Here is a 19,959-nt window from a genome sequence, read left to right on the forward strand (position 1 = left end):
TTTATTTTACACCACATAGGGCAAACTTTCAGCCCGGCGCATCCTTTCCAGCTGTCGGTTGTAAAAGTTTATGACCTCGCGGCGACTGATCATCCCCAGAAAGATGCGCGGATCGTCGGTTTTCACCACCGGAAGCTGGTCAATGTTCCGTACGGTGAACTTGCGGAGCACGGTGTTGATGTCCTCTTCCGGGTGAGTGGTGATGACATCTCTTCGGGCTATGTCTCTGATGATGACGATGTCCCAGAGGTGCTCGTTGAGAAGATAGGGACGCACATCGTTTATGGAGAAGATCCCGGAAAGGAATCCCTCGGAGTCCACCACCGGAAAGTATTGCTGTTCGGTGCGTCCGAAGAGGGTAACGAACTGGCGGAGGGTCATGTCCTCGGGCACCACGGCATAGACCTTTTCCGGTCGGAAGATGTCCTTCACTTTGATGTCGGCCAGGATGTCGGTGAAAAATTCTCCCCGATGGGCCGGGGAGTGGACTCGACTCGGTACCTGAGAGTGATAGAGACTTTTCACCCGGAGAGGGGACGATAGGGTGATCTGAACTATATAGGCCAGCATTACCGAGAGGGCAGCGGCGGGCATGAGTCCGAAGGCCCCCGTGATCTCCAGGACGATGAAGATGTTGGCCATGGGGGCCCGGGCCGCGGCTCCGAAGACCGAGGCCATTCCTATAACCACATAGGGAGCCGGGGATTGATGGAAAAGGTGAGCCACAAATCCTCCCAGCATCCCCCCCACCACCAGGGTGGGAGCGAAGTCTCCTCCGGAGCCTCCCGAGCCGATGGTGATGGAAAAAGCCAGTATTTTGGCCAAACAGATGATGAGCATCAGGTTCCCGGGGAGTTCACCATCAATGGCTTTCTGTAACCAGCCGTATCCGATACCCAGAACCTGGGGCAGGGCCAGCCCCATAACTCCCACCAGGAGCCCCCCAAGAGCGGCACGCAAATAAAGGGGAAAGGGAAGGCGATCAAAGGCCTCGGTGGTGTAATGAAAGACGACCGGGGTAAGGGTTCCTATGATTCCGGCCATTAGTCCCAGAACCAGGAAACTCAAATATTGATCCAGAGAGGTAACCGAGATATCTCCGGGCAGGCGAAACAGAGGTTCCCATCCCACCATGAATCCGGTCAGGAGGTAGGCCACCCCCGCTGAAAAGATACAGTAGATGAGGGCCTGGGTTTCGAATTCTATTTGACTGTAAAGGACCTCCACGGCGAAGAAGGCCGTGCCCATGGGGGAGCGGAAGATGGCCGAAAGAGCCGCGCTCATCCCCATAAGGAGAAGGAGACGCCTTTCGTGGGGGGGGCGACGGGTCAGACGCCCGTAAAAGGAGCCCACTCCGGCTCCGATCTGTGAGGCCGGCCCTTCCCTTCCGGCAGAACCCCCGGATCCCAGGGTAATGGCCGAGGCCACCATTTTGATCCAGGGGACCCTGGCCCGAATGTGTCCCTCGAGAAAGTGAAAGGCCTTAATGGCAGCCTCGGTTCCGTGCCCCCGGGCTTCCGGGGCCAGGAGATAGACCACCAGTCCCGAAAAAAAGCCTCCCAAGGTGGTGACCAGGGGAACGAGGGTCCTTCCGTAGGGACCGATTATTTCCCGAGGGATACCACCTTCATTGGGGAGTCCCGGAGGGTGATAGAGGGCGATTTTTCCCAGGAACAACTCCTGCGAGAAATCCACCATGAGACTAAAGAAACGGGCCACCACGGCCCCTACCACTCCGAGAAGAATTGCATCGATAAGGAGCCGAACCTGTTTTCTCTTCAACTCCCACGCCCTCCTGGCCCTCCTTTACTACTATATTATTAGCGAACACTCAACGACTTGATTGTAATTCGAGCTTTAGGTATGCTCTAAAAACGAGATCGTGGAGGAGGGGGTGTTTCATGGGTCTTCAGAGAACCATTTCGCAGTACATTCCCCAGGGTGTTTTCGTAATCACGGTGCGTCACGGGGACAAAATCAACGGGATGACCGCGGCCTGGGTCAGCCAGGTCTCCTTTCGGCCCCGGCTCCTGGCGGTGGCCATAGCCCCCGAACGTTACACCTACGAGTTGCTCAAGGAATCAGGGGTGTTTTGCATAAATGTTCTGGGAGACGACCAGGTGGATCTGGCGCGGCACTTCGGTTTCAAGTCCGGAAGAGAGGTGGATAAGTTCGCGGGGGTACCCTATTTGAACGCGCTGAAGGGCTCACCCGTGCTCAAGAGCGCCATCGCCTACTTCGAATGTACCGTGGTTTCCACCTGTGAGGTAGGGGATCATGTGCTGTTTGTGGGTGAGGTAGGGGACTATGCGGTCCAGGTGGAGGGAGCCAAGCCTCTCCTCTTTCGGTGGGACGATTACTTCGGCGGGGTGGAGGCCTGAAGATGACGGATAAGGAGACCTCAGCCGGCGAGGAGCTTCTAGTTCTTCACGAAAAGTGGGTGCGGGCCGCCCGGGCTCACCTTCGCGAGATCGTGGCCGCCGTGGTGGGGCTTATCCTTTTGCTTTCTTTCTGGTCCGGCTACCGGATGTATCAGAATCGGCGAGAAGGGAAGGCGGCTCTCCTTTACGCACAGGCTTTGTCGTTGAAGGATCGTAACCAGGCCTTTCGTAAACTCGAAGAGCTGGTCAAGCGTTATCCGGGGACGGTGGCGGCCAGAGAGGCCAGACTCAATCTCTGGGAAAGAGATCTGTCCACCCTTGCGCCGGAAAAACTTCTCCCCGCACTCAAGAAGATCGAGAGGGAAAACCGGGGAGAGGTTAAGACCTCCGTGCTCCTGGGAGAAGCCTATCTCCGCGAAACCCAGGGGCGAGTGAAGGAGTCGGTGCGCCTTTACGAAAAGGTCCTGAAGGAGGCTCCCTACGCCGGGGAAATCGTTTATGCCGATCTGGCCCGGGCCTACGAAGCCCTTAAGGATTACCGTAAGGCCCTGGAGTATTACCGGAAGTACCTCAAGACCAGACCTCCCTCCGGGGGACTTAACTTCGTGGAGTACAAACTTAACGAGATAAAGAAAAGGCTGGCTTCCCCGGGATCATGAGCCTTCTCGTCTTTCAGCGTCTGGCTGAGGAACGCATTCAGGAGGCCATCCGGAACGGAGAATTTGACGATCTTCCGGGCAAGGGGTGCCCTATTCAGATGGAGGACCTGAGCTTTGTCCCGGAAGAGGTTCGCCTGGCCTACAAGATCCTCAAGAACGCCGGGTTCGTCCCGCCGGAGCTGGAACTCAAGAGGGAGATTCGCACCCTGGAGGACCTCCTGGAGAGTCTGGGGGAGGAGGAGGTGGAGGAACAGTATCGGGTCATGCGCCGCCTGGAATTCCTCCTGCTCGAGTTAAAAGAGTTGCGCGGGACTTCCGTTCTTCTGGAGGAAGACTCCCGCTACTATCGGCTGGTGGCGGAAAGGGTGGCGCGCCTTCGAAAATCGGAAAGGCGGAAGAAGGCCATCGACTGGAGCGGTCTTTCGCATCGTCTGGGTCTATCCCGTCTGGTGCGCACATCCCGTAAGGTTTTCTAGCCCAACGCTCCTGTCTTGACAGGCTTCTGAGCCGGTTTAAGCTTAAGGTCGGTCGGGGCGTAGCTCAGCCTGGCAGAGCACTGGCTTCGGGAGTCAGGGGTCGCAGGTTCAAATCCTGCCGCCCCGACCAAAAATTAACGATTTCTTGAGGACTTACGAAGCACAATTTTCCGCCTGGGGCACCTATTCTCTAACTTCCCAGTAAGTCGTAAAAATTTCGCTGCAATTCATTTTCAATAAGGCGAGTTTCTTAAAAATCCATCCCCGATTTTGGGCAATTATTCGCGATTTTTATTGTCCCACTTGGGGAGGGTTAAAACCCTCGCCTTTAGGCGAAAGCTTGAGCATGATAGAATGCGGACATAATGGGAGATTACAGGCATGGTAATCATAGTGTTTACAAGATTCACTTGCACATAGTGTGGGTAACTAAGTACAGGCGACCGATACTGAGGGGGCGGTAGCGTACAGGGTGAGGGAGGTCATAAGGAAGGGAGGGTGGTTCAGAAAATGACAGCGATGAGTAAAGACCCTAACATTCCAGGTGGTCCAAATTTCGGGGCATATTAAAATTGCGCAGCCAGCTCCGCAAGGGACTTCTCTTCCCTCAGAGCCTCAAGGGCTACCCTGGCCTTAAATTCCGGATAATACCTCTTGAACTTTTTCCTGGACATTGGACCCCTACTTTGTCTGATTTTTTCACCTTACCACACTGTCCAAATTTCGGGGTCCACTTCAACTCCCCCTCCCCAACCCTCCCCCAGAGGGGGAGGGAACCTGGTTCCCCCTCCCTCCGGGAGGGGGTCAGGGGGAGGGAACTTGTCCCCCCTCCGGGAGGAGGGATAGGGGAAGGGCCAAAGGATAATGCCAGGTTGGCAAAAAGGGGTATATTTGAGCACATGAGTGTGCTCGAGACGGCCAGGAGGGTCCTCCGGGTAGAGATCGAGGGACTGTGTACAGTAGAGAAAAAGCTGGGAGCCTCCTTTGAGGAAGCGGTGCGACTGGTTCTATCCTCCAGAGGTCGGGTGGTGGTAACCGGGCTCGGAAAAAGCGGTCTCATTGGCCGCAAGATATCCGCCACCCTCTCCTCCACCGGCACCCCTTCCTTCTTTCTCCATCCCGCCGAGGCCCTTCACGGAGACCTCGGCATGGTGACCCCGGAGGATGTGTTGCTGGCCCTTTCCAATTCCGGGCGCACCGAGGAGGTAAACCTCATCGTGCGCGTCCTTAAGGGGAGGGGAGTCCGCGCCATCGCCCTCACCGGAAATCCGGACTCACCGCTGGCTGGCCTTGCCGATGTGGTCATCGATGTGGGGGTGCCGCGGGAGGCCTGTCCCTACGACCTCGCCCCCACCGCAAGCACCACCGCGGCCCTGGCGGTGGGCGACGCCCTGGCCGTGGCCCTGGCCGAGGCCCGGGGCTTCGGACCGGAGGACTTCCGGCGCAATCACCCCGGAGGCTCCCTGGGGGAGCGGCTCAAGGTGCGCGTGGCCGAGATTATGCTCACCGGCGACCGCATTCCCCTCACCCGAATGGGTACCCTCATGACCGAGGCCCTCCCGGAGATGGACCGCAAGCGCCTGGGCTGTATCCTGATCCTGGACGAACGGGATCGGCTTAAGGGGATTATCACCGACGGTGATCTGCGAAGGACGCTGGTCCGCCGGGGAAGCCTCGAAGGGGTGCGCGTGGAGGAGATCATGACCCCGGATCCCAAACGCATAGATAAGGACCGGCTGGCCTCCGAAGCCCTGGATCTCATGGAAAAACACCTGATTACCGTCCTTCCGGTTGTGGACAGCGACGAACGCCTGGTGGGAATCCTTCACCTGCACGACATTCTGGGGAAGGGAAGCTTCAAGTTTACGGTTTAGCCCTCGGCCTTGGCCTTGCGGATTTCGATTTCCCGCCGGATGATGTACTGCATCAGTTCTTGGCGTTTCCTTTCGTTGATGTGGAACTTAACCCCCAGAAGCAAGCCATCGGGGGATTCCTGAGCCCGAACCACCTCGGCTCGCGGGATCTCTATCTGACCGAAGGGGCGGCTGGCCGAAAGCAGAAGATCGAGTTTCCCCTCCAGGAGAATCTCTCTTTCAGGCACTCTGAGATTGGGACGGAGAAGGGCCAGACCTCCGGCACTGAGGTTTAAAATCTCTCCCGTCAGTTCCTTATCCTTCCACTTGAACTGCGCCTTTGAACCGGGCGGCGTGGGGACGCGATAGTACATTCGTCGTTCCAGCCGGAAGATGGCGGTGGGACGGGTGGTAAAGATGTATCGATTCTGGGTGTCCTCTTTGAGGATGTCCACGCGGAAAAAGTGTTCGATGTTGGTGTTATCGCGATAGATGACCCGGGCCGTGCCGAGACCCGGGGCCCAGGGGCGGGGGTAGTCAAAGACGAGTCGATCCTCCAGTACATGAAGAAGAAGGGTGGGACCGGAACGAAACCTCCCGCTCACGAAAATCACCCAGTAACCCATTTTCTTGAGATCCTGAAGCAGGACCTCGATGTGAGCTGGGTCCTTATTTACCTCGTAGCCACCCTCCCAGGGTTCCCACATCTCAGGCCTTGGCCTCCGCCCAGTTCTTACCCACGGCCAGATTCACCCTTAGCGGCACGCTCAGGGGATAAACCTCTTCCATCTCTTTTCGGACCAGGGCGCTGACCTCTTCAACCTCCTCCTGAGGCACCTCGAAGAGCAACTCGTCGTGGACCTGAAGAAGGAGCCTGGCCCGGAGTCTCCCCTCTCTCAGACGACGGTCTATGGCCAGCATGGCCAGCTTCACCAGATCGGCCCCGGAACCCTGTATGGGAGTGTTGATGGCCGTGCGCTCGGCAAACTCCCGCACGCCCTTTTCCCGGCTGAAAAGACCGGGAATGGGACGCCGCCGGCCGAGAATGGTTTTCACGAACCCCTTATCCCGGGCCTCGGCTACCACCTCTTCCATGTAGCGTTTCACCCCGGGATACCTTTCGAAATAGCGCTCTATGAAAGCCTTGGCCTGCTTGAAGTCTATGTCGAGTTCCCTGGAAAGGCCGTAAGGGCTCATACCGTAAGCAATACCAAAGTTGATCACCTTGGCCAAGCGTCGCATCTCCGGAGTGACCTCCCCCGGCGAGACCCCGAAGATCTCGGCGGCGGTGGCGGCATGAATGTCGTGCCCCTCCGCAAAGGCTCTCCGCAGATTCTCGTCTCCGGAGAAGTGAGCCAGCAGCCGGAGCTCGAGCTGAGAATAATCCGCCGAAAGGAGCACCCAGCCCTCCTCGGCCACGAAGGCCCGGCGCATGGCCTGCCCCTCCTCGCCCTTTACGGGAATGTTCTGAAGATTGGGATCCGAGGAGGAGAGCCGACCCGTGGCCGTTCCGGTCTGGTGAAAGGTGGTGTGGACCCGCCCGGTGGCGGGGTCCGCGAGGCGCAGGAGCGGTTCCACATAGGTGGAAAGGATCTTGTGCACGGTGCGATAGCGAAGGAGCACCCGCGGAAGGGGATGAAGCGGGGCCAGCTCCGAAAGCACCTCCACATCCGTGGAATAACCCGTGCCCTTGGGCGTGCGTTTGCCCCGGGGCAGTCCCAGCTTCTGGAAGAGAATCCGGGAAAGTTCCCGCCCGGAACGGAGGTTGAAGGGTTCCCCGGCCAGCCGAAAGGCCTCCTCCTCAAGGGTCCGCAGTTCTTCGCGAAGTCTCCCGGACCATTCCCGCAGATAGTCCCGATCCACGCGGATGCCCGTTCGCTCCATCCTGAAGAGCACCGGGGCCAGGGGAACCTCCACCTCGAAAAGGAGGCGTTCCAGACCGGCCTCCGAAAGGGACTCCCTCAGGAGGGGATAGAGTTCGAGAAGGGCCCGGGCCCGCTCCGCCATACCGCCTCTGTCCGGGTCCGGAGACATCCTCACCCCCAGGCGCTCCGCGGCCAGTTCCTCAAGCTCGTATCCCTTACGGATCGGGTCAAGCAACCAGGCCGCAAGCCTTACATCAAAGACCTCCCCGGAAAACTCCGGAGCCTCCCCCATAAGATGGCACAGGTTTTTGAAATCGTAGACCACGCAAACGCAATCCTCCCGGGAAAAGAGATCCCTCAGGGCCGTGAGCCCTTCCGGGGGCAGGAGAAAGACTGCTCCGGGAAGGGCCAGGGCCACACCGGAAACGGATCCCCTACCGAAAAGACCTTCTCCTTCGGAAACCCAGAGGGCCACCCGTTCGGTTTCCCGGACCTCCGGGGGGATCTCCGCGACCTCATTGACCGGACCGGAGAGATCCCTTGAGGGGGGAAGCTCGGAGAGGAGCTTGCGAAACTCGAGTCTCACGAAGAGCTCCCTCAGACGGGAATAGTCGGGCTCGCGCAGACGATATTCCTCCAGGGCCAGAGGCACCGGGGCCGAGGTCTCCAGTTCCACCAGTTTCCGGGAAAGGAACGCGGACTCGCGTCCCTCCTCCAGGAGCCTGCGGACCCGGGCCGGGGTCACCTCGGAGAGCCGGGCGTAAAGGTCTTCCACCGAACCGAAGGTGCGGATAAGGGTGGCGGCGGTCTTTTCCCCGATCCCCTTTACTCCGGGAATGTTGTCGCTGGCGTCTCCGGAAAGGGCCCGCAATTCCGGCATCTTCTCCGGGGGCACCCCGTAGCGCCTTTCCACCTCCGCGGGATCAATGATCCTTTCCCGGAGCGGATCCCACACATAGACCCGGTCGCTCACCAGGGAAAAGAGATCCCGGTCGCCGGCGATGATGAGCACCGGATTGGGAAGTTTCGTGGCCAGGGTGGCGATGAGGTCGTCGGCCTCGTAGCCCGGCACGCTGAGGACGCGCACCCCCAGAGCCTCGGCTATCTCCCGTATGTAGGGAATCTGCACCGCAAGCTCGTCGGGCATGGGGGGACGATGGGCCTTGTAGTCCCGGAAGGCCTCGTGCCTGAAGGTGGGAGCCTTTTCGTCCAGACACAGGGCCAGGTATTCCGGCTGAAGCTCTCGCAGCACCCGCAGCAACATGCGGGTAAAGACATAGATCGCCTTGGTGGGAAGACCCCAGGAGGTAGAGAGGAACTCCTTTACCGCGTAATGGGCCCGGTAGACAAAGGTGGTGCCGTCAATCAGATAGACTACCGGGCCCTCACCGGCCTTAGGTAAAACGATTGAGGATCCAGGTGACGATCTCACTTTTGAGATTCATCTCTTCCTCAGGGGTCATGGTGGTGAGCCACCTGAGGATCCACTTCTGAAGCCGATTGAGGTGGGTTTTGTTGAGCTTTTCCCCGTAAACCATCTCCAGGGCCTGGAGATACCAGAGGAAGATGGCGTGAAGGGGCATGTAGCGATATTCCATGGTAATGGGATAGAGGACCTCGTAAAAGGCCCGGTTCAGGAACTTCTTGTCCGGCTCACCGGTGAATTTCCTTATGGTGAGCCTGGAGACCCGCCTCTCCTCGGCCGGCGGAGGCGCCTCCCCCTGAAGATAGGCCAGATTCTGCTGGATGAGATCGTAACGATCCTTGTGCCTCCGGATGATGGTCTCCTGAAGGGACATGAGGGCCAGGGGGTTCTCCCTCTCCCGGTAATACTTGGCCAGCTTCTGGCGCAGAACCGACTTACGACTTCTTCCGCCCATTCGAAACCTCCTCGCAGACTCCTCAACTCAAAAAACCACAAAAAAGGATAAATTTCAAGGGAGCTCCGAGGTGGAGGAAAAGACGAGAAGTCGGCGGATTCCTCCTTTTTCGGGGAGTTCGAAGGATACCTCCCGCAGGAGGGGCAGGTGTCTTTCAGGGTCGCCCCGGGGCTCCACATCGTTTCGCCAGAGGTAAAAGGCCAGGCCGGGTCTTGTGAGGAGACGAGCGGCCTGGGCGGCGAATTTCTCCGCCGAACCGTAGCCCCGGGAGACCACCACCGGGAAACGCGCTTCCGGCCACTCGCGACCGAGGTGTTTTCGTTCCACCCGAATACCGGAAAGACCGAGGAGAGCGATGGTCTCCTCCAGGAAGGTCACCCGCGGGGCGTGGGCCTCGTAGAGAACCACCTCGAGCTCCGGACGCACGAGCTTGAGGACCAGTCCGGGCACCCCGGCCCCACTGCCCAGGTCGGCCACCCGGAAGCTCCCCTCCGGGAGAAGCGTTGCCAGGATCAGACTTTCCAGAACGGGAAAACGCAGGCGTTGCCCGGGATCGGAGAGCGCCGTGAGACGGAGACGCCCGGCCTCCGCGGAGAGTCTTTCCAGATACAGAAAAAGCTCACCCCAGAAGGTCTCCACCCGGAAGGGAAGACCGTATTCCGCGACCAGAGCCTTAAGATACGCCCGCCCTTCCTCCCAGGTGAGATCCATCCCTTCAGCTTCCCTTGTGCTCAAGGGCCGCTTTTATGAAAGACACGAAGAGGGGATGGGGTTCCATGGGACGGGACCGGAACTCCGGATGGAACTGACACCCCACGAACCAGGGATGCCCTTCCAGTTCCACGATTTCCACCAGTTCCCCGTCCGGGGAAAGCCCGGCGATCTTTAGACCTTTTTCGGTGAGGAGTTCCCGGTACTGATTGTTGAACTCGTAGCGGTGCCGGTGGCGTTCGAAGACCTCGTCGCACCCGTAGGCCCGGTGGGATATGGTGTCCGGCACCAGGCGACAGGGGTAGGCCCCGAGCCGCATGGTGCCCCCCTTGTCGCACTTCTCGTCCCGCACCTCCACCCGTTGAGTGCGGTAGTTGAACCACTCCCGCATGAGGTAGATCACCGGATGAGGGGTGTCGGGATCGAACTCCGTGGAGTTGGCCCCGGAAAGCCCGGCCACATTGCGGGCAAACTCGATCACCGCCAGCTGCATTCCCAGACAGATTCCGAAAAAGGGGATCCCGTTTTCCCGGGCGTAGCGGATGGCCTCCATCTTGCCCTCGGCCCCCCGATACCCGAACCCTCCGGGCACCAGGACCCCGTGCACGCCCTCCAGCTTTTCCGCCACATTCTCCCGGGTGATCTCGTCGGCGCTCACATAGCGAATGTCCACCCAGGCCTCGTTCCCCAGCCCTCCGTGGACCAGGGCCTCGTGCAGGCTCTTGTAGGAGTCCTTGAGGTCCACATACTTTCCCACTATGGCGATGGTCACCCGATCCCTGGGGTTCTTGTACTTTCGCACCAGGGCTTCCCAGCCGGAAAGATCCGGCTCCCGCGTCCAGATGTTCAGCAGCTCCACGATCTTCTCGTCCAGCCCCTCCTGGTGGAAGATGAGCGGGATCTCGTAGATGCAGTCCACATCCTTGGCCGTGATCACCGCGTCCTCCTCCACATTGCAGAAAAGGGCGATCTTTTTCTTGACTTCCGGGGGCAGAAACCGCTCCGTGCGACACAGCAGGATGTCCGGCTGGATACCGATGGCCCGCAGTTCCTTAACGCTGTGCTGAGTGGGCTTGGTCTTTAGCTCTCCGGCGGCCTTGATGTAGGGAACATAGGTGAGGTGAATGTAAAGGGTGTTTTCCCGACCCAGGTCGTAACGGAGCTGCCTTATGGCCTCCAGGAAGGGGAGGCTTTCTATGTCTCCCACGGTGCCCCCGATCTCGATGATGGCCACATCCACTTCGCTTCCGGCCAACTGCACGATGGCCGCCTTGATCTCGTCGGTCACATGAGGGATGATCTGAACGGTGCCTCCCAGATAGTCCCCCCGACGCTCCTTGGTGATGACCGAAAAGTAGATCTTTCCGGAGGTGTAATTGTTCTTGCGCCCCATGCGGGCGGAGGTGAAGCGCTCGTAATGCCCGAGATCGAGATCCGTCTCCGCCCCGTCGTCGGTGACATAGACCTCCCCGTGCTGAAAGGGGTTCATGGTCCCCGGATCCACATTGATGTAAGGATCGAGTTTCTGGAAGGTCACCCGAAGACCCCGGGCCTCGAGCAACGCCCCTATGGAGGCCGAGGCCAGCCCCTTGCCGAGAGAGGAAAGCACTCCACCGGTCACGAAGATAAACTTGGTGTGGAATCCGCGTTTTCGACGCGCCATGATCTACCCCTTCGGTGAACTTGGCCGGGCCTCACCGTAAATGCGCCCGGAACTTACGCCCTTGAGAACGATAGCGGAAATTTTCTCCGGAGAAAAGGTGGGGCCCAAGGAGCGTATCAGCACCGTCCCGGAAATACGACCTACCTCACGCCCCACCCCTCCCCGATAATAAAGAATTACATAGAGATCCTCCCCGGGCTTTCGGGAAAGCTCCACCTTGAGAAGCCGATCCCCCCGATCCTCCACCCAGAAGCTCACCTCCCCCAGGGATTCCCGCGCCGGGGAAAGAATGGGAAAACGGACCAGAAGAGTCCGTTTTTTTTCGGTGCGGGAATAACGGGCCCAGATCAGGGCCATGATCAGGATCACCACAAAGACCAGATTCCAGAGCGGGGAACGAGAGGGACGCCGCATGACGAACCTTTCCTTCTCTCCGTTTATGGGGTATTTTAGCGCAAAATCTTCAGGGAGACAAAAAGTGGAAGAACCGGTTTTCGATCCGCGGGAACTCGGTCCGGACGACGAGATCGTCTTTGCCTGTCATCCGGGAGTCCCCTGCTTCAACAGGTGCTGCTACGATGTGCATTTAGTCCTTTCGCCCTACGACTTTTTGCGACTGCGCCGGGCCCTGGGGGTCTCTCCTCAGGAACTCATCGAGCGCTACGGCGAAGCCTACATCGGCGAGGTGACCCAGCTGCCCGTGGTGGCGATAAAGATGAATCCCTACGACTTCGCCTGCCCCTTTCTGAAGCCCGAGGGCTGTTCGGTCTATCCGGATCGGCCGTCGGCCTGTCGCACCTACCCTCTCGCCCGTTACCTCCGCGAGGATCCCGAGACCGGAAAACGCCGTGAGGTTTACCGCATCATAAGGGAAACCCACTGTAAGGGGCACTACGAAAAGCGTACCATCCGGGTGCGGGACTTCGTGAGGGAACAGGGTCTGGAGCCCTACCTCCGCTTTAACGACCTTTTCGGAGAGGTGGTGGCCAGAAGACAGGCCCACGCCGAAACTCCCCTCACCGCCGACCAGCTGGACCTCATCTTTCTGGCCCTTTACGATCTGCCCCGCTTCCGCGAGGAAGCCCTCTCCGGCCGTCTGGAGGTCCCGGATCTTGAGGACCCCGCCGGGGTCAGCGATGAGGACCTCCTTGAGGCCGGTATACGGTTCGTTTTGGAGAGGGTCCTCATCTTCGATTAAGGCGATTTACGGGGCTGGTAGGTGCAGAGGGGCTCCTCTTCCAGGTAGTCGCCGGTGGCCTCGTAGGCCCGGGCCCGGCATCCCCCGCAGACCCGAATGTATTCGCAGCGTCCGCACTTGCCCTTGTACTTCCTGAAATCCCTGAGATTCCTGAAGACCTCGGAATTCCACCACACCTCCGGGAAGGACTGCTTCCGCAGGTCCCCGCACTCGATCTCCAGATACCCGCAGGTTTGAACCACCCCCCTATGGGAGATGAAACAGAATCCCGTCCCCGCCAGACACCCCCGGGTCACGGCGTCGAGTCCGAAGGTCTCCATGGTCACCGGTTTACCCTCGGCCCGGGCTCGTTCGCGGAGGATCCTGTAGTAGTGAGGAGCGCAGGTGGCCTTGAGGTGAAGGCCGGCCTTCTCCCTCTGGTCGTAAAACCAGTGCAGGGTCTTCTCGTAGACCTCGGGGGGAAGGGAGTCCTCCGCCAACTCCTTTCCCCGCCCCACCGGCACCAGAAGAAAGATGTGATGGGCCACGGCCCCCAGCTTCTTGGCCAGCTCGTGGACCCCGGGTAGTTCCTCAAGGTTTCTGGCCGTGACCGTGGTGTTGATCTGGAAGGGAATGCCCACCTTTTTGAGGATTTCTATTCCCCGCAGGGCCCCCTCGAAGGCCCCGGGCACCTTCCGGAAACTGTCGTGGGCCTCGGGGCTCGCCCCGTCCAGGCTTATGCTGACCCGGGCCAGGCCGGCCTCTTTCAGCTTGAGGGCCAGTTCCTCCGTAAGAAGCGTTCCGTTGGTGGCCAGCACCGGACGCATACCCAGTTCACGGGCCTTGCGGGTCAGAACCAGGAGATCGTCCCGGAGCAGAGGCTCCCCTCCGGTAAGTATGACGATGGGTTTGGACACCTCGGCAATCTCGGAAAGAATCCTCAGACACTCCTCGGTGGTAAGCTCCCCCTCGTATGGTCCCCTGGAAGCCGCCGCCCGACAGTGCACGCAGTCCAGATTGCACGAACGGGTGAGCTCCCAGGCCACGAGGCGAGGGACGAACTGCGGTTTTCCCTCTCCGTGCAGATGCATTTAATCCCCCTTTCCCTCGGATCTCGCGAGGATTCGCACCGGATCCCCCACCCGAAGCACTCCACCCCTGAGCACCCGGGTAAAAACGCCCCGGTTGCGCATCTCGCAGCGGCCCACGCGCTTAAAAATGGCACAACCGGTGTGACACTTCTTCCCTATCTGGGTGACCTCAAAGAGACACTCCCCGGCGGCAATACGATCCCCCACCTCCACGGCGGAAAGATCCAGATCCACGGTCACATTCTCGGCAAGCTCCCCGGGACGGACCTCCCTCCCCAGGGTCTCCCTCATACACTCCAGGGTGGCGAGATCCAGAAAACTCACCTGACGGTGCCACGCCCCTCCGTGAGCGTCTCCCTCCACCCCGTAGCCCTCAACGATCCTCACCTCGGTCACATTTTCCTTGGGGACGCCCTTGTCCCGACTCACGGAAAGGGCCACCACTCGCCCCTCCATTATCCACCTCCCGGAAAAATCTTCCCGAAATCGAATTCCATTTCACAGACCCCCAGATCAAAACGAACCTTCTCGTTCCGGACTTTTTCAGGTAAGGCGTAGCGACCCTCTTTTAGTTCAAAGATCTCGGCCTCGGAGCGTGCAGGATCCACCAGCACCAGATACTTTACCCCGGCCCTTTCGTGAAGCCGGAATTTTAAATTACGATCCTTGAGGATCGTGGAAGGAGAAAGCACCTCAAAGATCAGGATCGGCGCTTTTTCCAGGGGAGGATTCGGCGGAAGCTTACCGCAAACCACGAGGTTGTCGGGCTGGACCACGGTGTGCTCATCTATCTTCCAGTCCACCGGAAGAAGAGCTACGCAGTGGGGACATCCCTCAAGCGCCCGCACGAGCTCCACATGAATACGGCCGCTCACGATCTGGTGTTCGAAGGAAGGCAGGGGAGCCATGGCATAGGGCACCCCTTCGATGAGCTCCCAGCGGCCCTTCCACAGGCGGTAATCCTCCCAGGTATATCGTGGAAGATTTTCAGCTAAGGCCATCATCCCCGGTCTCATTCTAACTTTCCCGCACGAAGTTGGCCAGCCGACCCACCCCTTCCACCTCCACCTCCACCACATCTCCGGGGGAAAGAGGTCCCACCCCCGGGGGCGTCCCGGTGGCGATGACATCTCCCGGATAAAGGGTCATGATGTGGGAGATGAAGCTCACCAGCTCGTTTACCGGAAAGATGAGTTTTTCCGTGGAGGAATCCTGAACGATCCGACCGTTAAGGTAGGCCCGGATCCTCAGGGCGGAGGGGTCGAGGTCGGTCTCTATCCAGGGGCCCAGCGGGGCAAAGGTGTCGAAGCTCTTGGCCCGGGTCCACTGACCGTCTTTTTTCTGGAGATCCCTGGCGGTCACATCGTTGAAGCAGGTGTAGCCCAGGATGTGACGGGAGGCCTCCTCCGGTCGAATCTTCCGGGTGACCTTCCCGATCACCACCGCCAGCTCCGCCTCGTAATCCACCCGACCGATCTTTCGGGGGAGCAGGATGGGATCCTCCGGCCCGATCACCGCCGAAGGGGGTTTAAGGAAAATGAGCGGTTCGTCCGGCACCGGAAGGCCCAGTTCCTCGGCATGGTCGCGATAGTTCAGACCCACGGCCACGATCTTGGTGGGCACCGTGGGAGGCAGAAGACGCACCTCGGTAAGCGGCACCCCCTCCTCCGGCACCCGGACCGCTTCCTCCACCCCCGGAAGACCCAGAATGCGCTCTCCCTCAAGCCTTCCCCAGCCCTCAAGATCCCTCCAGCGAAAACGCACGATCTTCATGAAGCCCCAATCCTCCTTTTCCGGATCCGCTGAAGTTGATAAGATATCCAGAAATTCCGTTTCCGTTAAGTCGTATGGGAACCCTGAAGAGAATCCTTACCTATCCCCTGTGGCAGACCGGGGGCATCACCTTCACCCTCCTGGGGTTTATCAAGTTTCTGCTCATCCTGGGGCTGGGGGTGTTTTTCCTTCGTTACTTCCGGCGTCGGGCCGAACGGTTTTTCATCGGGCGTTTTCAGGCCTCGGCAAGTGCGATCAATTCCCTGACCACTCTCATTTACTATGCCCTCCTGGTGATACTGCTTCTGGTGGCGCTCTCCAGCGCCGGGCTCAACCTCACCCAGGTGGGCCTCATATTCGGGGCCCTCGGCGTGGGTATCGGTTTCGGGCTCCAGACCATAACCAGCAACTTCATCTCCGGCATCATACTGCTCACCGAGGGGAGTCTTCGGGTGGGCGACCTGGTGGAACTGGAGGACGGCACCCTGGGCGTGGTCAAGGAGATCAACATGCGTTCCACCGTGCTCCGGACCTTTGACGGGCAGGACCTCATCGTGCCCAATTCGGAATTCGTCTCCAAGCGCATCTCCACCTGGACCTACGAGGACGACTGGCGCCGGATCCACATTCCCTTCGGGGTGGCCTACGGAAGTGACCCCGAACTGGTGAAACGGGTGGTCACCGAGGCGGCCCGGAAGGTCCCCCTAACGCAGGAGGACGCGGATCACCCCCTGCAGGTGTGGTTTACCGGGTTCGGCGATAGCGCCCTGGAGTTTTCGCTTGCGGTCTGGATCAGGCAGTCCCAGGCCAAGCGGGCCCTGACCGGCATAAAGAGCGATTATTACTACGCCATCCACCGGGCCCTCATCGAGGCGGGCATCGAGATCCCCTTCCCGCAGAGGGATCTTCACTTAAAGAGCCTCTCCGGCGAGGCCATCCGGAACCTTAAAACCCTTGTGGGAGGAGGCCATGGATAAGGATTACTTCACCCGGGTGGAGGAAGCCCGCGATTTTCTCGCCGGGAAATTACCCTTCCGCCCCGAGATTCTCCTGGTGCTGGGCACCGGGCTTTCCGGCCTGGGAGAGCGCATAAAAGCGCTCTTGCGACTTCCCTACCGGGAGATCCCCCACTTCCCGGTCTCCACCGTGGAAAGTCACGCCGGGGAGCTGGTGGTGGGGCATCTTGCGGGCAAAAGGGTGGCGGCCTTCAGGGGACGATTTCATTACTACGAGGGATATTCCACCAGGGAGATCACGCTTCCGGTGCGGGTGTTAAGTCTCCTCGGAGCGCGAATCCTGGTGGTCTCGAACGCCGCCGGGGGGCTCAATCTGGACTTTCGTCCCGGCGACCTCATGCTCCTCCGGGATCACATCAACCTCATCCCCGACAATCCCCTCCGGGGTCCCAACCGGGAGGACTGGGGTCCGCGTTTCCCGGACCTTTCCGAAGCCTATTCCTCCCGCCTGCGGGAGATCCTCCGGGAAGCGGCCCGGGAACTGGGGGAAACGATCCGGGAGGGGGTCTATGTGGCCGTGCCCGGGCCTAGTCTCGAGACCCCGGCGGAGACCCGTTTCCTGCGTCTTATCGGGGCCGATGCGGTGGGGATGTCCACGGTGCCGGAGGTCATCGTGGCCGTGCACGCCGGGATGGAGGTTCTGGGGATATCCGTGATCGCCAATGTGAACGATCCGGACAACTTTCAACCCATCCTCCTGGAAGAGGTCATCGCCCGGGCCCAGGCCGCCGAGAACCGTTTGACGCGCCTTATCGAGAGGTTTATAGAGAAACTATGAGGAAAAACAAACTTCAAAGACTATCCGACCTGCTGGGAGATTTTTCCAAGATTGTGATGGGTGGCATGTTAGTAGGAGGCATACTGAATAAAGCCCCGTTGGCGATATTAGTTGGTGGGACGGTAGCTTGGCTTTTTCTAACCATTTCTTCTGTTTTGTTAACTCCGGAGGAGTAAAATGGACGATCTTTTTTGGACTTATGTGTTTATAGCTCTGGGAGGAATGCTCTTGTTTATCTACGGACTTTACCTCAAACACAAGGGAGCACAGGAAGGATAATTGGCCGAGCTTCTCATCAATTACGCCCCCTACGAGACACGGGTGGCCCTCGTCGAGGGAGGGCAGCTCGTCGAGTTCTATGTAGAGCGCCCCAAGGAAAAGGGGGTGGTGGGAAACATCTACAAGGGGCGCGTGGTGCGGGTGCTCCCCGGCATGAAGGCCGCCTTCGTGGAGGTGGGGCTTTCCCGCACCGCCTTCCTTTACGGGGGGGATTTCCTGCCCATTCTGGAAGGAGAGGAATTGCTGGGGGAGTCGGCCTTCGTTTCCGATAGGGCCCTCTGCGAGGTCCTCCGGGAGGGACAGGAGATCCTGGTTCAGGTCATAAAAGAGCCCGTGGGCTCCAAAGGGGCGCGTCTTTCCACCAACATAACCCTTCCCGGACACTATCTGGTGTATCTTCCCTACATGAGTCACATAGGCATCTCCCGCAAGATAAAGGACGAGGCCGAGCGGGAGCGTTTGCGTAGCATCGTGGAGGAGGCTCGTCCTCCGGGCACGGGCTGGATCGTGCGCACCGCGGCGGAGGGAGCCTCGGCCGAGGAGATAAAGCCGGAGATGGAATTTCTGCTCTCCCTCTGGGAGGAGATCTCCACCCGCGCGGAGCGTTCCCGGGCCCCGGCCCTGATCTACGAGGAGCTGGAGGCGAGCCTGCGGGCCGTGCGGGACCTCCTCACCCGGGAGGTTTCCTCGGTGGTGATCGACGACCGGGAGGAATACCGGAAGATCCTCGACTTTCTTTCCCGGGCCGCTCCCCACCTCAAGGGATGCGTGCGCCTCCACGAGGGGCCGCGGGATCTCTTCGAAACCTACGGTCTAGAGGTGGACCCCAGGCGTCTCCTCTCCCCGCGGGTATGGCTCAAGTCCGGGGGATTTATCGTTATCGAGCCCTGCGAGGCCTTTACGGCCATCGATGTAAACACCGGACGCTTCGTGGGCCGCAGGGACCTGGAGGAAACCGTCTTCAGGACCAACCTCGAGGCCGCCCGGGAGATCGCCTATCAGCTCCGCCTGCGCAACATCGGCGGCCTCATCGTGATCGACTTCATCGACATGGAGGACCCCGGTCACCGGGAAGAGGTTTACCAGACCCTGAAGGAGGCCCTGAAACGGGATCGGGCCAAGACCTCGGTCAAACCCATCTCCGACTTCGGACTGCTGGAGATGACCAGGGAACGCCGCCGCGAATCCCTTTACGAGGTCTTCCTGGAACGCTGTCCCTGCTGCGGGGGCGAGGGGCGGCTCAAGAGCCGGCGCACCATCGGCTACGAGATTTTTCGGCGCCTGGAGCGCATGGGGCCTCACATCCGGGGTAAGGTGGTGGAGATCCGCCTTCATCCGGAGATGGCCGAATTCCTGGCCGAGGAGATGGACTACCTGGGGGAGATCGAGAGCCGCTACGGCTTTGAGCTGACCGTCTCTCCCGAGAGCGACCTCCCTCTGTGGGAATACAAGTTCTTCATAAAGAACGATCGAGCCTGAGGATCTCCCCCGGATAGAGCACCCGAGCCCGGAGGCCCCTTCTCCGGGCCTCTTCGGCGAATCGTTGAGGAGGCTCCTCCGGGGGTTCGTCCCCGAGAAAGTAGGCCCCCCAGTGGAGGGGGACGGCTGCTTCGGCCCGCAGATCCAGGGCCGCCTGCACGGCCTCCTCCGGGGTCATGTGAAAGGGCGCCATCAGCTCCCTCGGTTCGTAGGCCCCGCACGGAAGAAGGGCCAGATCAAAGGGCCCGAACTCCGCCCCTATTTCCCGGAACCCCCGGAAGTATCCGGTGTCTCCCCCGAAAAAGAGACGCAATCCGGCCACCTCCACCAGAAACCCGAGCCAGAGACTTCGGTTGTGATCGAAAAGCCCCCTCTGCGACCAGTGCTGAACCGGAAGCCCCAGAATCCGCACCCCGAAAATCACCCGCTCCTCAAGCCAGTCCAGCTCCACCAGACGATTCCTCTCCAGATACCGGTGCGTCCCCACCCCGGCCACCAGGGTGAAGTCCCCGGAAAGGCGTTTCAGGGTGGGACGATCCAGATGATCCAGGTGGGCGTGGGAGACGAGCACCAGATCCGGGGAAGGCAGGGATTCAGGGGAAAGCGGGGGAGGGGTACGGCGCCGCAGGACGCCCCCTATGGGCCCCAGGATGGGGTCGAAAAGAAGAGTTCGTCCCCCCGCTCTGAGGAATACCGTGTTGTGCCCCAGGAAACAGAGGAGGAAGTCCTCCTCGAGGACTTCGGGCGGGGGAAAGGACACCCGAAGCGGAAAGGTCTTCGGGGCCCGGTTCTTGGAGAACCGGGCCACCTTCCACTTCAGGATCTCGACCAGAGCCGGCCCTTCGGCCTCAAGCCAGGGATTGGTGAAACGGCCCTCC

At 59.8% G+C, this 19,959-nt stretch carries 20 protein-coding genes and 1 tRNA gene; 9 read left to right on the forward strand and 12 right to left on the reverse strand.

The annotated features are described in order from the left end of the window. Positions 1-6: 6 nt before the first annotated feature. Entirely contained in the window at positions 7-1,782 is a 1,776-nt protein-coding gene (locus K3767_RS05220) for a chloride channel protein (RefSeq protein ID WP_221172514.1), read from the reverse strand. Between the two features lie 119 nt (positions 1,783-1,901). Between K3767_RS05220 and K3767_RS05225 the strand changes: the two genes are divergently transcribed. The 5 genes from K3767_RS05225 to K3767_RS05245 all read left to right on the forward strand — a co-directional run bounded on the left by K3767_RS05225 (position 1,902) and on the right by K3767_RS05245 (position 5,390). Next, on the forward strand, positions 1,902-2,381 hold the full coding sequence (locus K3767_RS05225) for a flavin reductase family protein (protein ID WP_221172515.1): 480 nt from the start codon (positions 1,902-1,904) through the stop codon (positions 2,379-2,381). A 2-nt stretch (positions 2,382-2,383) separates the two neighbouring features. Further along, a complete protein-coding gene (locus K3767_RS05230) occupies positions 2,384-3,040 on the forward strand; it encodes a tetratricopeptide repeat protein (RefSeq protein ID WP_221172516.1) in 657 nt (218 codons plus the stop codon). Beyond that, positions 3,037-3,516, forward strand: coding sequence for a DUF1992 domain-containing protein (locus tag K3767_RS05235; RefSeq protein WP_221172517.1), 480 nt, complete (start codon positions 3,037-3,039; stop codon positions 3,514-3,516). Before K3767_RS05230 ends, K3767_RS05235 begins: the two co-directional genes overlap by 4 nt. Positions 3,517-3,569: 53 nt before the next feature. Next, positions 3,570-3,646: transfer RNA gene (locus K3767_RS05240), tRNA-Pro, on the forward strand. 769 nt (positions 3,647-4,415) lie between these two features. Then, the gene (locus tag K3767_RS05245) at positions 4,416-5,390 is read left to right on the forward strand and encodes an SIS domain-containing protein (protein ID WP_221172518.1); all 975 of its coding nucleotides are present in this window, start codon (positions 4,416-4,418) and stop codon (positions 5,388-5,390) included. Here K3767_RS05245 and K3767_RS05250 read toward each other — a convergent pair. The 6 genes from K3767_RS05250 to K3767_RS05275 are packed head-to-tail and all read right to left on the reverse strand — an operon-like array spanning position 5,387 to position 11,902. Then, on the reverse strand, positions 5,387-6,076 hold the full coding sequence (locus K3767_RS05250; protein WP_221172519.1) for a PilZ domain-containing protein: 690 nt from the start codon (positions 6,074-6,076) through the stop codon (positions 5,387-5,389). The genes K3767_RS05245 and K3767_RS05250 overlap by 4 nt on opposite strands. Position 6,077: 1 nt before the next feature. Next, positions 6,078-8,666, reverse strand: coding sequence for a DNA polymerase I (gene polA, locus K3767_RS05255; protein ID WP_221172520.1), 2,589 nt, complete (start codon positions 8,664-8,666; stop codon positions 6,078-6,080). Next, complete coding sequence (locus K3767_RS05260; protein WP_221172521.1) at positions 8,629-9,114, reverse strand: hypothetical protein; 486 nt, start codon at positions 9,112-9,114, stop codon at positions 8,629-8,631. The genes polA and K3767_RS05260 overlap by 38 nt, the downstream gene beginning before the upstream one ends. Positions 9,115-9,168: 54 nt before the next feature. Further along, positions 9,169-9,825, reverse strand: a complete 657-nt coding sequence (locus K3767_RS05265) for a 16S rRNA (guanine(527)-N(7))-methyltransferase RsmG (protein WP_221172522.1) — start codon at positions 9,823-9,825, stop codon at positions 9,169-9,171. A 4-nt stretch (positions 9,826-9,829) separates the two neighbouring features. Continuing rightward, positions 9,830-11,488: a CTP synthase gene (locus K3767_RS05270; protein WP_221172523.1), complete on the reverse strand. Its 1,659-nt coding sequence runs from the start codon at positions 11,486-11,488 to the stop codon at positions 9,830-9,832. A 3-nt stretch (positions 11,489-11,491) separates the two neighbouring features. Beyond that, the gene (locus K3767_RS05275) at positions 11,492-11,902 is read right to left on the reverse strand and encodes a hypothetical protein (RefSeq protein ID WP_221172524.1); all 411 of its coding nucleotides are present in this window, start codon (positions 11,900-11,902) and stop codon (positions 11,492-11,494) included. 64 nt (positions 11,903-11,966) lie between these two features. Between K3767_RS05275 and K3767_RS05280 the strand changes: the two genes are divergently transcribed. Next, positions 11,967-12,686 carry a YkgJ family cysteine cluster protein gene (locus K3767_RS05280; protein ID WP_221172525.1) on the forward strand — a complete coding sequence of 240 codons (720 nt, stop codon included), beginning with the start codon at positions 11,967-11,969 and terminating at the stop codon, positions 12,684-12,686. Here K3767_RS05280 and ahbD read toward each other — a convergent pair. The 4 genes from ahbD to K3767_RS05300 are packed head-to-tail and all read right to left on the reverse strand — an operon-like array spanning position 12,683 to position 15,529. Continuing rightward, complete coding sequence (gene ahbD / locus K3767_RS05285) at positions 12,683-13,756, reverse strand: heme b synthase (protein WP_221172526.1); 1,074 nt, start codon at positions 13,754-13,756, stop codon at positions 12,683-12,685. The two genes, K3767_RS05280 and ahbD, sit on opposite strands and share 4 nt — an antisense overlap. Beyond that, positions 13,757-14,212, reverse strand: a complete 456-nt coding sequence (locus K3767_RS05290; RefSeq protein ID WP_221172527.1) for an MOSC domain-containing protein — start codon at positions 14,210-14,212, stop codon at positions 13,757-13,759. Continuing rightward, positions 14,212-14,772 carry a Uma2 family endonuclease gene (locus K3767_RS05295; protein ID WP_221172528.1) on the reverse strand — a complete coding sequence of 187 codons (561 nt, stop codon included), beginning with the start codon at positions 14,770-14,772 and terminating at the stop codon, positions 14,212-14,214. Before K3767_RS05295 ends, K3767_RS05290 begins: the two co-directional genes overlap by 1 nt. A 1-nt stretch (position 14,773) precedes the next feature. Then, on the reverse strand, positions 14,774-15,529 hold the full coding sequence (locus K3767_RS05300; RefSeq protein WP_221172529.1) for a fumarylacetoacetate hydrolase family protein: 756 nt from the start codon (positions 15,527-15,529) through the stop codon (positions 14,774-14,776). Between the two features lie 74 nt (positions 15,530-15,603). Here K3767_RS05300 and K3767_RS05305 point away from each other — a divergent pair, with 74 nt between their 5' ends. The 3 genes from K3767_RS05305 (at position 15,604) to K3767_RS05315 (ending at position 19,081) form a co-directional block, all read left to right on the forward strand. Beyond that, positions 15,604-16,506: a mechanosensitive ion channel family protein gene (locus K3767_RS05305; RefSeq protein ID WP_221172530.1), complete on the forward strand. Its 903-nt coding sequence runs from the start codon at positions 15,604-15,606 to the stop codon at positions 16,504-16,506. After that, positions 16,499-17,323, forward strand: coding sequence for a purine-nucleoside phosphorylase (locus K3767_RS05310; protein ID WP_221172531.1), 825 nt, complete (start codon positions 16,499-16,501; stop codon positions 17,321-17,323). Before K3767_RS05305 ends, K3767_RS05310 begins: the two co-directional genes overlap by 8 nt. A gap of 279 nt (positions 17,324-17,602) precedes the next feature. Continuing rightward, a complete protein-coding gene (locus tag K3767_RS05315; protein ID WP_221172532.1) occupies positions 17,603-19,081 on the forward strand; it encodes an Rne/Rng family ribonuclease in 1,479 nt (492 codons plus the stop codon). On the opposite strand, the gene K3767_RS05320 is transcribed toward K3767_RS05315, so the two are convergent. Further along, entirely contained in the window at positions 19,059-19,889 is an 831-nt protein-coding gene (locus K3767_RS05320) for an MBL fold metallo-hydrolase (RefSeq protein ID WP_221172533.1), read from the reverse strand. The two genes, K3767_RS05315 and K3767_RS05320, sit on opposite strands and share 23 nt — an antisense overlap. Between the last annotated feature and the right edge of the window lie 70 nt (positions 19,890-19,959).

This window comes from Thermosulfurimonas sp. F29 (genome assembly GCF_019688735.1).
Classification (GTDB): domain Bacteria; phylum Desulfobacterota; class Thermodesulfobacteria; order Thermodesulfobacteriales; family Thermodesulfobacteriaceae; genus Thermosulfurimonas_A.